Source organism: Pseudomonas sp. BN102 (assembly GCF_029871245.1).
Lineage (GTDB): Bacteria > Pseudomonadota > Gammaproteobacteria > Pseudomonadales > Pseudomonadaceae > Metapseudomonas.
Map to the genome: position 1 here is coordinate 102,714 of NZ_SSON01000073.1, position 13,722 is coordinate 116,435.

Annotated in this window: 11 protein-coding genes; 6 read left to right on the forward strand and 5 right to left on the reverse strand. The window is 67.8% G+C overall.

Features of this window, described 5'->3' with window-relative positions; genetic code table 11:
• Positions 1-158: 158 nt before the first annotated feature.
• Positions 159-965: a MerR family transcriptional regulator gene (locus E8F12_RS19815; RefSeq protein ID WP_280326901.1), complete on the reverse strand. Its 807-nt coding sequence runs from the start codon at positions 963-965 to the stop codon at positions 159-161.
• Between the two features lie 263 nt (positions 966-1,228).
• Between E8F12_RS19815 and E8F12_RS19820 the strand changes: the two genes are divergently transcribed.
• Genes E8F12_RS19820 through E8F12_RS19830 form a run of 3 tightly spaced genes read left to right on the forward strand, consistent with a single transcriptional unit; the run spans position 1,229 to position 4,756 of the window.
• Positions 1,229-2,101: a M24 family metallopeptidase gene (locus E8F12_RS19820; protein WP_280326902.1), complete on the forward strand. Its 873-nt coding sequence runs from the start codon at positions 1,229-1,231 to the stop codon at positions 2,099-2,101.
• Positions 2,098-3,861, forward strand: a complete 1,764-nt coding sequence (locus E8F12_RS19825; protein WP_280326903.1) for an SDR family oxidoreductase — start codon at positions 2,098-2,100, stop codon at positions 3,859-3,861. Before E8F12_RS19820 ends, E8F12_RS19825 begins: the two co-directional genes overlap by 4 nt.
• A 10-nt stretch (positions 3,862-3,871) precedes the next feature.
• Positions 3,872-4,756 (forward strand): metal-dependent hydrolase, encoded by an 885-nt coding sequence (locus E8F12_RS19830; RefSeq protein WP_280326904.1) that lies wholly within the window; start codon positions 3,872-3,874, stop codon positions 4,754-4,756.
• A 162-nt stretch (positions 4,757-4,918) separates the two neighbouring features.
• Here E8F12_RS19830 and rmuC read toward each other — a convergent pair whose 3' ends face one another.
• The gene (gene rmuC, locus E8F12_RS19835; protein ID WP_280327105.1) at positions 4,919-6,283 is read right to left on the reverse strand and encodes a DNA recombination protein RmuC; all 1,365 of its coding nucleotides are present in this window, start codon (positions 6,281-6,283) and stop codon (positions 4,919-4,921) included.
• A gap of 166 nt (positions 6,284-6,449) precedes the next feature.
• Positions 6,450-6,860 (reverse strand): sel1 repeat family protein, encoded by a 411-nt coding sequence (locus tag E8F12_RS19840; protein WP_280327106.1) that lies wholly within the window; start codon positions 6,858-6,860, stop codon positions 6,450-6,452.
• 575 nt (positions 6,861-7,435) lie between these two features.
• Between E8F12_RS19840 and E8F12_RS19845 the strand changes: the two genes are divergently transcribed.
• The 3 genes from E8F12_RS19845 to E8F12_RS19855 are packed head-to-tail and all read left to right on the forward strand — an operon-like array spanning position 7,436 to position 8,724.
• A complete protein-coding gene (locus E8F12_RS19845; protein WP_280326905.1) occupies positions 7,436-7,918 on the forward strand; it encodes a GreA/GreB family elongation factor in 483 nt (160 codons plus the stop codon).
• Positions 7,919-7,946: 28 nt separating this feature from the next.
• Positions 7,947-8,348 carry a hypothetical protein gene (locus E8F12_RS19850; protein WP_280326906.1) on the forward strand — a complete coding sequence of 134 codons (402 nt, stop codon included), beginning with the start codon at positions 7,947-7,949 and terminating at the stop codon, positions 8,346-8,348.
• 13 nt (positions 8,349-8,361) lie between these two features.
• Positions 8,362-8,724 carry a LysR substrate-binding domain-containing protein gene (locus tag E8F12_RS19855; RefSeq protein ID WP_280327107.1) on the forward strand — a complete coding sequence of 121 codons (363 nt, stop codon included), beginning with the start codon at positions 8,362-8,364 and terminating at the stop codon, positions 8,722-8,724.
• 497 nt (positions 8,725-9,221) lie between these two features.
• On the opposite strand, the gene E8F12_RS19860 is transcribed toward E8F12_RS19855, so the two are convergent.
• Positions 9,222-12,305 (reverse strand): error-prone DNA polymerase, encoded by a 3,084-nt coding sequence (locus tag E8F12_RS19860; protein WP_280326907.1) that lies wholly within the window; start codon positions 12,303-12,305, stop codon positions 9,222-9,224.
• Positions 12,302-13,717, reverse strand: coding sequence for a DNA polymerase Y family protein (locus E8F12_RS19865; protein ID WP_280326908.1), 1,416 nt, complete (start codon positions 13,715-13,717; stop codon positions 12,302-12,304). The genes E8F12_RS19860 and E8F12_RS19865 overlap by 4 nt, the downstream gene beginning before the upstream one ends.
• Between the last annotated feature and the right edge of the window lie 5 nt (positions 13,718-13,722).

Genomic DNA, 13,722 nt, shown 5'->3' on the forward strand with positions numbered 1-13,722 from the left:
GCTGCTCTTCCTGTAGGGGCGAATTCATTCGCCAAGCAGGCCGCAGGCCTGCCATGCGAATCCGAGCCAGACCAGGCATCCCTCACCCCGACCCTCTCCCAGAGGGAGAGGGGGTTTATTGTGCGGGACTTGGCAACACGTGCCAGACGCTGGGTACCTCAGCGCTTGAGAAACCCCTTCAGCAACTCCCCCACCCGCTCGCCCAGCTCCTGATTAGCCGAGAGCTGCAGGCCACGCGCCAGTTCGCTGTTCACCACCTGCTCCACCAGGGGGCGCAGGGCTAGCAACTGGCGGTTCAGCTCGTCCAGCTCGCTGACATGGGGCAGGCTGGTGGAAAGCAGCGGATTGACGAGGTGCTGGACGATCATCCGCACGATACCGGCCGACACCGGCTCCACCTGGCGGCGGATGGATGCGAACTGATCCAGCAGCACGTCCAGCGGAATCCCCGAGCGGTAGAGCTGCACCCCGGCGCCGAATACCTGGGGATTGAGCACCCGCAAGTGGTCGCCGGCGAACTCGATCAGGCCCAGTTCGCGAGCGCGGTCCATGTTGTCGTCGGTCAGGTCGGCGCCGAACAGCGCCTGCACTTCGTCGAACCCCAGGCGGGTCGGCTCCACCTGGTTCCAGGCGCCGACTATGGCCTGCTCCAGCCCCAGTACGTGGGCCAGGTCGCGGCCCTGCTCCCAGGCCTCCAGCAGTTCGCGGATGCTGGCGATGCCGTAGCCACGCTCCAGCAGCTGGCCGATCAGCCGCAGCCGCGCGAGATGCCCACCATTGTAGATGCCCACCCGCCCACGCCGTTCCGGCGGCGGCAGCAAGCCGCGATCCTGGTAGGCGCGCAGGTTGCGCACTGTGGTGCCGGCCTCGCGGGCCAGTTCATCCACCGTGTATTCGACATCCGTCTCCGGCGCGTCGGCGGCCTGCTCGAGGAACTTGCTGAGGAAGGAAGGGAGATTTTTCATGGGCCGGATCATAGCCCCGCCCCTCTCGCCCCAACAACAGTGTCCCGCTTGGCCCAACCAATGGCTGGACTTGCCCCCGGCGACTTTTCACGACGGCGCTGAAAATCCCGCTCAGCCGCTCTAATCCAAGACTTTCGCCTCTCGGGTAACGCGGTAACAGCGGCCGCGGCGGGCAGCCTCGGCGTCTGGCCAAGGGCCGATTCCCTGTTCAAGAATGACCGTGACATCGACCGATGTAACAGTCCCGAAACCGGAGATCGTACATGCCAGCCCCTGCCCTTACCGCCCAAGACCTGTCCGAGTTCCGCAACGTGCAGCAACTGGCCTACCGCTGCGCCGAAGCCATCGCCGGCGAACTCAAGCCCGGGATCAGCGAGAAGGAAGCCGCCGCGCTGATGAAGACCTGGCTGCAGGATCACGGCGTGCGCGACTGGTTCCACCAGCCCTTCGCCTGGTTCGGCCCACGCACCGCCTTCAAGGGCTTCGACGGCCTGCGCCACCTGGGCGGCTTCAACCTGGCCTTCTATCCGGGCAAGCAGCGGCTGGAGGAAGGCATGCCCTTCATCCTCGACTGCGCGCCGACCCTGGGCGCCTACACGGCGGATATCGGCTACTCCGGCGCCCTGGGCAGCAACCTGCTGGTGGAGCGCCTGCTGGACGACCTGATGGACCACCGCCAGCTCATCCTTGACCTGGTGCGCCAGCGCCTGCCGCTGGCCCGGGTCAGCCAGGCAGTGGACAGCCTCTGCGCACGCCAGGGCACCCTGCCGCGGCACAAGGCCTACCCCTTCGAGGTGCTGGCCCACCGGGTGGAGAAGCTCGGCGAACGCCAGCAGGGCCCGTCCATCGCCCGCTTCGGCCTGCGCAATATCTACACCCTGACGAAGAATGCCTTGGTCACAGGCCGCCGCGAGGGCTGGTCGCCGCTCTGGTCGAGCAACAGCCGCTCGGAACACCCGCCAACCCCCGGCCTCTGGGCAGTGGAGCCGCACCTGGGCTTCCGCGGCGTCGGCGCCAAGTTCGAAGAGCTGCTGGTGGTGACCGGGGACGGCGCCTGGTGGCTAGACGACGACCTGCCCCATGTCCGCCGGTGGCAAGCCCGCCAGCAGGCCGCTGGCAAGCAGGTGGCGGCATGAACGCGCCGCTGCGACTGGAGCCCCAGCGTATCGCCGTGAAGGGCGACGGCGTGGAGCTGGCCGCCTACCGCTGGGGCAACGCCGCCGGCCCAATCCTGCTGCTGGTGCACGGCTACCCCGACAGCCATGAGGTCTGGCTGCCACTGGTGCGCGAGCTGGCCGCCGACTACCAGATAGTCGCCTATGACGTACGCGGTGCCGGCGCGTCGGATATCCCGCGCAAGACACAGGACTACCGGCTGGAAAGACTGGCCAACGACCTGGAAGCGGTGATCAAGGCCGTCAGCCCCGAGCGCCCGGTGCATCTGGTGGCCCACGACTGGGGCTCGATCCAGTCCTGGGAGGCGGTGACCGAGCCACGCATCCAACCGTTGCTGGCCTCCTATACCACCGTCTCCGGTCCCTGCCTCGACCATGTCGGCCACTGGATGCGCGCACGCCTTAACGAGAAGAGCCCGCGCGCCCTGGGTCGGGTGATAGGCCAGTTGCTCAGCTCCTGGTACATCGCTTTCTTCCATACCCCGCTGCTGCCGGAACTGCTCTGGCACTTGGGGCTCGCCCGTGCCTGGCCGACGCTGCTGCGTCGGCTGGAAGGGGTACGCCAGGCACAGCCCAATCTCACCCAGGCCGCCGATGGCCAACACGGGGTCAAGCTCTACCGCGCCAACTTCATCAAGAGCCTGTTCGGCCCACGCCAGCGGCCGACCGGTGTACCGGTGCAGCTGATCGTGCCGACCCGCGACCGCTTCGTGCGCCCGCAGCTGTTCCAGCAGCTCGACCACTGGGTGCCGCGCCTGTGGCGCCGCGAAGCGGCCGCCGGGCATTGGCAGCTGCTGGCCGAACCGCAGCGCCTGGCCGGCTGGATCAGGGAGTTCGTCGACCACCTCGAAGGCGCCGAGGCCAGCCGCGCCCTGCGCCTGGCCAGGGTGCGCCCGGGCAGCGGCAGCTTCGCCGGCAAGCTGGTACTGGTGACCGGTGCGGGCGGCGGCATCGGCCGCGCCACCCTGCTGGAATTCGCCGATCGTGGCGCCAGCGTGCTGGCCGCGGACATCGACCTGAACGCCGCCGAGCGCAGCGCCGAACTGGCCCGCGCCCTGGGCGCCGAGGCTTGGGCCCGGCAGCTGGACGTCAGCGACAGCACGCAGATGGAAGCTTTCGCCACCTGGGTGGAAAGCGAGCTCAGCTGCCCGGACCTGGTGATCAACAACGCCGGCATCGGCATGGCCGGCGCCATGCTCGACACCCGCCCCGAAGACTGGGATCGCCTGCTGCGGGTCAACCTCTGGAGCGTGATCGACGGCTGCCGCCTGTTCGCCCGACAAATGATCGAGGCCGGCAAGGGCGGGCACATAGTCAATATCGCCTCGGCTGCCGCCTTCGTGCCCTCGCGCAACTACGCCGCCTACGCCACCAGCAAGGCCGCCGTGCTGATGCTCAGCGAATGCCTGCGCGCCGAGCTGGCCGGCAAGGGCATCGGGGTGACCGCCGTCTGCCCGGGGCTGGTCAACACCGGGATCATCCAGGCCACCCGCTTCCACGGCCTGGACGCCGATGCCGAGGCCAAGCGCAAGGCCAAGGTGCAGCGCCTCTACCGGCGCCGCAACCTGAGCGCCGAAACCGTGGCAACGCGCATCGCCCAGGCGGTGGAGCGCAACAAAGCGGTGCAGGCGGTGGGCAGCGAGGCCCACCTCAGCGTCGCCCAGTGGCGCTTCGCCCCCTGGCTGTCGCGCCTGCTGGCACGCCTGAACCTTTCCGCCTGAGGACCGCCCGATGAACCACGAGCATCACCGCCTGGAACAACGCAAGGTGCGCTTCGACTTCGCCGACACCCCTCTGCACTGGGTTCCCGGCGAGCCGGAGGCATCGCACATCATGAACACCCTGCACCTGATCCTGCCGGCAGGGGAATTCTGGTTCTGCCGGGTCTACAACAAGGCCCTGCCGCTGATCACCGACGAGCGTCTGAAGGAGGACGTACGCGGCTTCGTGCGCCAGGAGGCCCAGCATGCCCGCGCCCACGACAGCGCCCTGGTGCCCTACCTGGAGCGCCACGGCATCGACCCTTCGCCCTTCACCAAGGGCATCTACTGGCTGTTCGAGAAAGTGCTCTGCGACTACCCGCTGGGCGAGAACGCCCTCACCCGCCGCCTGCAGCCCTGGTGGCTGCGCCAGCGGGTCGGGCTGATCGCCGCGGTGGAGCATTTCACCTGTGTGCTGGGCAACTGGATCATCACCACCCGCAGCCTGGACGCGGCCGACCCGGTGATGCTCGACCTGCTGCGCTGGCACGGCGCCGAAGAAGTCGAACACCGCTGCGTCGCCCACGACCTGCACGTGCACCTGAAAGGCAGCCTGCTGATGCGCTGGTTCTACATGGTGGTGGCCAGCGGCGCGCTGATCTTCCTGTTCAGCCGCTCCATGCGCACCCTGATGCGCCAGGACCCGGCGACCCGCTACCGGCCTGGCTTCCTCAGGCTCTGGCACGCGCTGGGCAAGCGCGACCTGCTGCCACCGATGGGCAGCATCGGGCGGGCGGTATTGCGCTACTTCAAGCCGGATTTCCACCCCAGCACCGAGGGCGACCTGCAGGTGGCGCTGGACTACCTGGCCAGTTCGCCTGCGGCGCAGAGGGCGGCGGTGGAGGTGGTGGGCTGAATTGGCTGCCTGCACCCTGTGGGGGTGAATTCATTCGCGAAGCAGCCCGAAGGGCTGCCGTAGGTTGGGCAGAGCGCAGCGAAGCCCAACACCGAACCCGCCCGAAAACGTTGGGCTTCGTTTCACTCAGCCACAACCTACGGTGACTCTACGAACGGAACCTCAGCCCTCTACCTGCTCATCCAGCAACGGCAGCCCCGCCGCCCGCTCCAGCAGGTCATTGGGCAGGCTCTTGCTGGCGCGGGCGCCGAGGAGCTTGAGGTTCTCCACCCGGCTGATCAGGTTGCCTCGGCCTTCCACCAGCTTGTTGCGGGCGTTGGCGTAGGCCTTGTCCAGCTGCTGCAGGCGGCTACCCATCTCGTCCAGATCCTGGACGAAGGCGACGAACTTGTCGTACAGCGCCCCGGCGCGCTCGGCGATCTCGCGGGCGTTCTGGCTCTGCCGCTCCTGGCGCCAGAGGCTGTCGATCACCCGCAGGGTGGCCAGCAATGTGGTCGGGCTGACGATCACGATGTGCTGCTCGAAGGCCTCCTGGAACAGGCCGGGGTCGGCCTGCAGGGCGGCGGCGAAGGCGGCTTCTATGGGCACGAAGAGCAATACGAAGTCCAGGCTGTGCAGCCCCTCCAGGCGCTGGTAGTCCTTCACCGACAAGCCCTTGAGGTGGCTGCGCAGCGACAGCACATGCTGCTTCAGGGCCAGGCTACGGGCGGCTTCGTCTTCCGCGGCGATCAACGCCTGATAGGCGGTCAGGCTGACCTTGGCGTCCACCACCACCTGCTTGTCCCCCGGCAGCTGGATCAGCACGTCGGGCTGGAAACGCTCGCCCTCGGCACTCTTCAGGCTGACCTGGGTCTGGTACTCCCGGCCCTTCTCCAGGCCGGCATGCTCCAGGACCCGCTCCAGCACCAGCTCGCCCCAGTTGCCCTGGGTCTTCTGCCCTTTCAGGGCGCGGGTGAGGTTGGTGGCTTCGTCGCCCAGGCGCTGGTTGAGCTGCTGCAGGCGCTCCAGCTCCTTGCCCAGGGAGAAGCGTTCGCGGGCTTCCTGTTGATAGCTTTCCTCCACCCGTTTCTCGAAGGCCTGGATGCGTTCCTTGAGCGGGTCGAGCAATTGGCCGAGGCGCTGCTGGCTGGTTTCGGCGAAGCGCTGCTCGCGTTCGTCGAAGATCTTCCCGGCGAGCTCGGCGAACTGTGCGCGCAGGTCGTCACGGGCGGCCTGCAGGTCGCCCAGGCGTTGCTCGTGGGCGTCGCGCTGCTCCCTCAGCTCGGCTTCCAGGCCGGCACGTTCGGCGGCCAGGCGGCGCAGTTCGGCTTCCTTGCGCTCGCGCTCCTGGTTCCAGGCCTGCAGGGCCTCGCGGGCGCTCTGACGCTCGACGCCGAGCAGCTCGGACTCGCGGCGCAGGGCCGCCAATTCGGCCTGCTGGGCGGCATTGAGATGGCCGAGTTCGCGGTTTTCCTCGCGGCTGTCGTCCAGTTGCACGGCCAGCCCGTCCTGCGCCAGTTGGGCATTGGCCAGACGCTCTTCCAGCAGGGCCTGTTCGGCCTGCAAGGAGGAGAGGCGCCGGTGTTGCTGCCAAGCCAGGCCGAGCAGAGGTAAAGCGGCGGCGAAAAGGCCGATCAGCAGGTTGGGGATATCGATGGGCATGAGCGACTCCGCGCTGGAATGGCGGGAGTATACCCAGCCGCTGGCGGTGCTATCAGGATTGCAGCGGGAGGCGGCTGAGCAGGCGCTTGGCTTCGTGGGAGCCCTGGGCCGCGGCCTGTTCCAGCCAGTGGCGGGCCTGCTGAGGTTCATTGATGCGCGGAAGGGCGCACAGGCGGCCCAGCTCCAGCTGCGCGCGGCGGTCGCCGGCGCGGGCGGCCTGACGCAGCATATCCAGGCCGATGCGGCGATCGCGATTGTTGCCGCAGTCGCGACAGAGCATCTGGCCCAGGCGGCTCTGCGCCGCCACCACCCCTTCCCGCGCCGGCTGCTTGAGCAACTGGCCGGCGAAACGCTTCACGCTCGGCGCCTGGCCCAGGCGTGGGCTGTCCAGCAGCCATAGGGCGACGCGCGTCGGCAGGGTTTGCGCAGTGGAAACGGAATCGGCGGGTACGCGGTACTTCATGAATTGGGGGCAGGCAGCCGGAAAGGCGCGCAACTCTACTCCTTTTTTTTGCCAGGTAAAGTCTTGCAATTGCCGCAGGTCGCGATCTAGAGCAAGTGCTCGGGACAATCCACAGAAGCTGTGGATAACTCTGTGAAGAAGATGCTCGAAACGTCACCAAGTGCTTGTGGATCGGGGCCTCCACTCAAACTGATGATTTTTTCACCAATCAAAAAATTCCTTATTTTTCATGTAGTTACGAAATCATCACAAAGAATCAAGCGCTTAGCGAGTAATCCAGGAGTCTTTTGCGAAGCTGCTTCGCGACTGTGCACAACTGTCGGTTGTCAATACCCGGCTCGCCCCTTTACGGGGCATTCGACCCGAAAATCCAGCTGCAGCCTGTGTTGCACGGGCGTTCCAGACAGCGACAAATGGCGCGAAAAGGGGCTCCGGAAACATTTCCCAAGCTGGTACTGACGTCCTTCTGCGCCAACTCTGTGCACAACTTCATCACCCACTTGTACAAGCCAGCCTCCCCGTCTCGTCGGGAAGGACCTTAGAATACCCAGCCACGCCCAGCCGACCCCGCGCCCATGGACAAAGCCCATATCCACCGCCTGATCCTCGACAAGCTCGGCGCCGACCTGCAGCTGCTGCAGCGCGCCGCGCAGACCGCCTACGAGGCGGCGACCCACGCGGAGAACATCGCCGAAAACAAATACGACACCCTCGGCCTGGAGGCCTCCTACCTGGCTACCGGCCAGGCCCGCCGCGCCGCCGAGATCAAACAAGCGCTGAGCCTGTTCGAGAGCCTCAGCCTGCGTCCCTTCGATCCCGCCCGGGGCATCCAGCTAAGTGCCCTGGTGGTGCTGGCCAACGAGGACGGCGGCGAGCAGTGGCTGTTCCTCGGCCCCGAGGCCGCCGGTCTGAAGGTGGTGGACCAAGGCCGGGAGATCACCGTGATCAGCCCCCGCTCGCCCCTGGGCCAGGCCCTGCTGGGCAAGGCCGAAGGCGCCGAGGTGGCTGTCGTCATCGGCAATGGCACTCAGACGTTCGAGGTGCTGGAGGTACACTGAATGCGCCGTCCAACGCTTCGGAGGCCCCATGGTCCAGCAACGTCGCCGCATCCTGCGCATCAGCTTCAACCCATTGGTCCTGACCCTCAGCGTCGCGCTGGGGGTGTGGCTCGGTTTCATCGCCATAGGCCTGACCGGCTACCTCGGCTACAAGGTCTACATGGCCGACGCCCAGGCCCCCGTCAGCCAGGTCTTCACTCCGCCTCCCGCCCAGCCGGCGCCTGCCCCTGCACCGCCTGAGGTCAGCGAAGAGCGCCTGCAGAAGTACGAAGGGAACTACAACGCCACCCAGCGCGCAGACAACGAGCGCCTGCAGAGGCTGGAGGAACAGCGCCGGCTGAGCGATACCAAATGCCAGTTCTGGACCGAGCAGTACCGCAACGCGCCTACCGACAAGGCCCGCCGCAACATGGAGCAGGAGTGCAAGTAGCGGCACCCGTGCCCTGTCGGGAGGCCGCCGGCTGCGCATCGAGGACCTGGCCGGACACCGCCAGATAGTGGTTGCCAGCCGTGACCCGGAGCAGCAGGCGCCCCGCTTCCTCCAGGCCCACCGGCACTGGCGCACCGACAATCACACCGCCGCCTTGAGCCTGATGCAATGCGGGCTCGGCTGTGGCCTGCTGCCCTATTCCCTGGTGCAACCCTACCTGGCCGCCGGGAGCCAGGTGCAGGTGGAGCTGGACAATGTCACCGACGCCTTTCACCTCTGGGTCGACGTGGTCTGGTCCAACAGCCGCCCACTGGGCCTGGGCGCCCGTCACTTCATCGAGCTGATGCGCGCGCGGCCACCACGACGTCCCGTCTGATTCCACGCCGCCAACCGACCAAAGGCATCCTGCTTCAAGCGACCGTCATATTGCCCTGACTAGACTCTGGGGGTGCGTCCTACACTTTGGCGCCAGAGGCGGTTCGCAATGGGTCCCGAAATCTTCATAGCCTTGATGGTCATGGGTTGGCTGTTGGCAGCGGTGGCGCTGCTCTGGGCCATGCTCAGGATCTCCCACCATCACCACCATCATCACGACCGGCCTTCGCCGCCCCACTCCTCGCGCTCGTTCCGGCGGCACAAGGTGAAGGGTTCTCCGGTTATTCCGCACTGAAGATTCCCGTAGGAGCGATTTCAATCGCGAATGAATTCGCTCACGGGCTATGTCGCGCTTCTCTCATCTCCCCGGCAGATTTACCTAGGTTGCGGCTGAGCTGGCGGGGTCGAGCCTGAGCCTCGTTGGGCTTCGCTGCGCTCTGCCCAACCTACATGGAGCACGCAGGAAGCCGAGAGCAACGTGCAGCCATCTTCGCCTATCTAATGAAAATCCCGACTTTTCACATCGAGTCCTGAAAGCAGTGGCGTGAGGTCCTGCAGGCGGCGGGCGATCAGGTGGCGCACGCCGTCCACCGACTCCAGGCGGCCATCCACCTGCAGCAGCCGCGAACTCACCAGGACACGGCGCTGGCGTTCGGCCAGGTCGTTCCAGACCACCACATTGACCATGCCGTGCTCGTCTTCCAGGGTGACGAAGATCACCCCGCTGGCGGTCTGCGGGCGCTGCCGGCCCACCACCAGGCCAGCGACGCTGACCTGCCGGCCGTGCTCCACCGCCGGCAGCTCCCGCGAGCTGCGGCAACGCCGCTGGCGCAGTGCGCCGCGCAGCAGGGCCATGGGATGCGGCCCCAGGGTGGTCCCCAGCGTGGCGTAGTCGGCATGGAGGTCCTCGCCCACCGAAGGCAGCGGCAGCGCCACCTGCACTTCTTCCTGCGCCGGCAGGTCGGCGAAGAGCGGTGCCTGCACCTCCACGCCGGCCACTGCCCAGCGCGCCATGTGTCGGTGCCCTGCCAAGCCGCGCAGGGCGCTGGAATCGGCCAGCAGCTCACGGGCGCGGGCATCCAGATGGGCGCGCTCGCAGAGGTCGCCAACGCTGGCGAAGGGCCGCGCTTGCCGCGCCGCCTCGATGCGCCGCGCATCTTCTTCACGGAAGCCGCGCACCATGCGCAGCCCCAGGCGGATGGCCAGCTCATCGCCCTGCCCCACCGGCTCCAGGGAGCAGTCCCAGTCGGAATGCCGCACATCCACCGGGCGCACCTCGATGTGGTGGCGGCGGGCGTCCTGCAGCACCTGGTCGGGGCTGTAGAAGCCCATTGGCCAGCTGTTGATCAGGGCGCAGGCAAAGGCCGCCGGCTCGTGGCATTTCAGCCAGCAGCTGGCATAGGTGAGCAGGGCGAAACTGGCGGCGTGGGACTCGGGGAAGCCATAGCTGCCGAAGCCCTTGATCTGCTCGAAGATGCGCTCGATGAAGTCCTGTTCATAACCCTTGGCGAGCATGCGCGAGGTCAGCCGCTGGCGGTGGTGCTCCAGGCCACCGTGACGCTTCCAGGCCGCCATGTTGCGGCGCAGCTCATCGGCTTCGCCGGGGGTATAGTCGGCGGCGACTATCGCCAGCTGCATCACCTGCTCCTGGAACAGCGGCACGCCCAGGGTGCGCTCGAAGACGGGGATGAGTTCGTCCTTGGGATAGGTCACTTCCTCCTCTCCCTTCCGCCGGCGCAGGTAGGGATGGACCATGTTCCCCTGGATCGGCCCCGGCCTGACGATGGCGACCTGGATCACCAGGTCGTAGAAGGTCCTGGGTTTCAGACGCGGCAGCATGGACATCTGCGCCCGCGACTCGATCTGGAACACGCCCATGGTGTCGGCGCGGCTGATCATGTCGTAGGTGGCCTTGTCTTCCTGGGGCAGTTTCGCCAGGGTCCATTCGATGCCGCGATAGCGCTCGATCAGGGCGAAGCAGCGGCGTAGTGCGCTGAGCATGCCCAGGGCCAGCACATCCACCTTGAGCAGGCCCACCAGGTCGAGGTCGTCCTTGTCCCACTGGATCACCGTGCGCTCGGCCATGCTGGCGTTTTCCACCGGCACCAGGCTGGACAGCGGCGCCTCGGAAATCACGAATCCGCCGGGATGCTGGGACAGGTGGCGGGGAAAGCCGATCAGCTCGGTGGTCAACGCCAGCACTCGGCGCAGCACAGGGCTTTCCGGGTCGAAGCCCACCTCGCGCAGGCGATCGGCAGGCGGCGCCTGGTCGCTCCAACTGCCGCAGCAGTCGGCCAGGGCGTTGACCTGGTCCGGCGGCAGGCCGAGGGCCTTGGCCACGTCGCGCACCGCACCGGCGCCGTGGTAGGTGCTGACCACCGCGGTGAGCGCGGCCCTGTCCCGTCCGTAGCGGCGAAACACGTACTGGATGACCTCCTCGCGGCGCTCGTGCTCGAAGTCGACGTCGATGTCCGGCGGCTCGTTGCGCTCCTTCGACATGAAACGCTCGAACAGCATTTCAGTGCCGCCCTCGCACGGGTCCAGCTCGGTGATGCCCAAGGCGAAGCACACCACCGAGTTGGCCGCCGAACCGCGCCCCTGGCAAAGGATGTGCTGGCTGCGGGCGAACTCGACTATGTCGTGCACCGTAAGGAAGTAGCTCTCGTAGCCCAGCTCGACGATCAGCGCGAGTTCCTTCTCCACCAGCACCCGCGCCTTCTCGGGCGCCCCGTTGGGCCAGCGTCGGAGCAGTCCGCGCTCGGTGGCCACTCGCAGCCAGCTACTGGGGCTGTGGCCTTCGGGCACCAGTTCGTGGGGGTACTGGTAGCGCAGCTGGCCCAGGTCGAAGCTGCAGCGGCGGGCGATGCGCACCGACTCGGCGAGCAGCTCCGGCGGGTAAAGCCCGGCCAGCACCTCGCGCCTGCGCAAGTGGTGCTCGCCATTGGGGAACAGCCGCTGCCCGGCCTCGGCCACCGTGCAGTGGTGGCGCACGGCGGTCATGCAATCCTGCAGGGCGCGGCGGCCACGGGCATGCATGTGCACATCGCCCGTCGCCACCGGCGGGATGCCCAGGCCTTCGGCCAGGGCCAACAGGCGCGTCAGCCGCCCGGCATCATCCGGGCCCTGGTGCAGTTCCACCGCCAGCCACAGGCGTTCGGGGAAGCAGTCGCGCAACCAGCGGCCATCGCGGTCGTCATCCTCTCGGTCGGGCACCCAGAGGGCCAGCAGGCCGTCGCTGGGCTCGGCCAGGTCCTCACGCAGCAAGCGGTACTCGCCCTTCTTCGCCCGACGCCGGGCCTGGGTGATGAGGCGGCAGAGGCGCTGGTAACCGGCCAGGTCCTCCACCAGCAGCACCAGCTTGGGCCCGCCTTCGACGCGCACTTCGCTGCCGATCACCAGAGGCAGCTCGCTGTCCTTCGAGGCTTGCCAGGCCCGGACCACGCCCGCCAGGGTGCATTCGTCGGTGATCGCCAGGGCCTGGTAGCCGTGGCGCGCGGCGCGCTGGAACAGCTCGCTGGCGCTGGAAGCCCCGCGCTGGAAGCTGAAGTTGGACAGGCAGTGCAGCTCGGCATAGGCGCTCATGCGAACCAGCCGTGCAGCAGCAACGGCCCCTCCCCACCCACCGCCCGATAGGCCCAGCCGCGCTGGCCGCTGCGGGTTTCCACCAGGTAGTAATCGCGGCGCACGTCGCCACCGTCCCACCAGCCGGACTCGATGCGCTCGGGGCCGGCGAGCATGCGCAGGCCCTCCTCGCGCAGGGGCACGGGCTCGCGCAGCAGCCAGCCGGGGCGCGGCGGGCCGGACGCGAGCACGGCCTGCGGGCCGTCGCCGTCCAGTTGCCAGGCGCATTCGGGACGGTGGTCGGCGCGGGCAACGAGGTTATGCACAGCCTCGTCCCCCAGACGCGCACGCAATCGCTCGCGCAGCTGCTCCCAGGGCAGGGATTGCTGCGGGCGCTCGTCGAACAGCTCGCGGCGCTCCGGTACGAAGGCCGGCAGGTCCAGTGCCTGCAAGCGGAAGGCGCGCACCGGCGCCGGCACCTGCAACTGCTCCAGGCGCCCGCGTGCCAGTTCGAAGAGTATGGCCGCCTCGCGCTCGGCGCTGAGCAGGCCCACCGGCACCCGGGTGTCGCTGAGGTCACGGTGCTCCAGGTACAGGGTGAAGCGTTGCACGCCGCTGTCGCGGCCGGCGAGGAAGGCGGCCAGGTCGGCGGTGAGGCGCCGCAGGGGGAAGAGCAGCGCCTGATGGGATTCCACCTCGAAGTTCAGCTCGATGCGCACGTCGAACGCGTCCGGCGGCCGGTAGCACTCCAGCGCCAGCGGCCGCTCGCCGAGCAGGCAGTCGAGGTGCTGCAGCACTTCGGCCGGAAAACGCCGGGCCACCGTCTCCCGTGGCAGCGCCAGCACCTGCTCCAGGTGGCGCAGGCCCATGCGGGCGAAGGCGGTGGCGGCCTCGCGAGCAAGGCCGGCGCGCTCTACCGGCATCCGCCCCAGAGCCTGGCGCAGCTCATCCTGGCTCGTCACCGCCAGGCCGTCGTAGGCATTGGCGAGCATGCGCGCCGCTGCCGGGTTGGGTGCGGCCACGATGCGGTGGCGAAAGCCCAGGGCCGCCAGCTCCCGACGCAGACGCGCCTCGAAGCGCGGCCAGGGACCGAACAGGGCGAAGCTGGATTCCACCTCCAGCAGCAGGCAGCGCGGATAGCGCAGGCTGACCTGGGAGCTGAAGCGATAGGCCCAGGCGGCGAGCAACTGCTGCCAGTGCTCGATCCGGGCCGGGTCGTACTCGACCAGGGCGAAATCGCGGGTCAGGGCGTGGGCGGCGGTCAGCGACTGGCCGGGACGCAGGCCCAGCGCCTTGGCCGCCGGATTGAGTGCGCGCAGCACACGGCGTTGCGGCGAGCCGGTGACCAACGCCAGGGGCGCCTCGGGCTCGGGGTGACCGCGCAGCACGCCATCCAGCGCCAACTGCGGCAGCAGTATGCAGGCCCAGCGCATGGCGG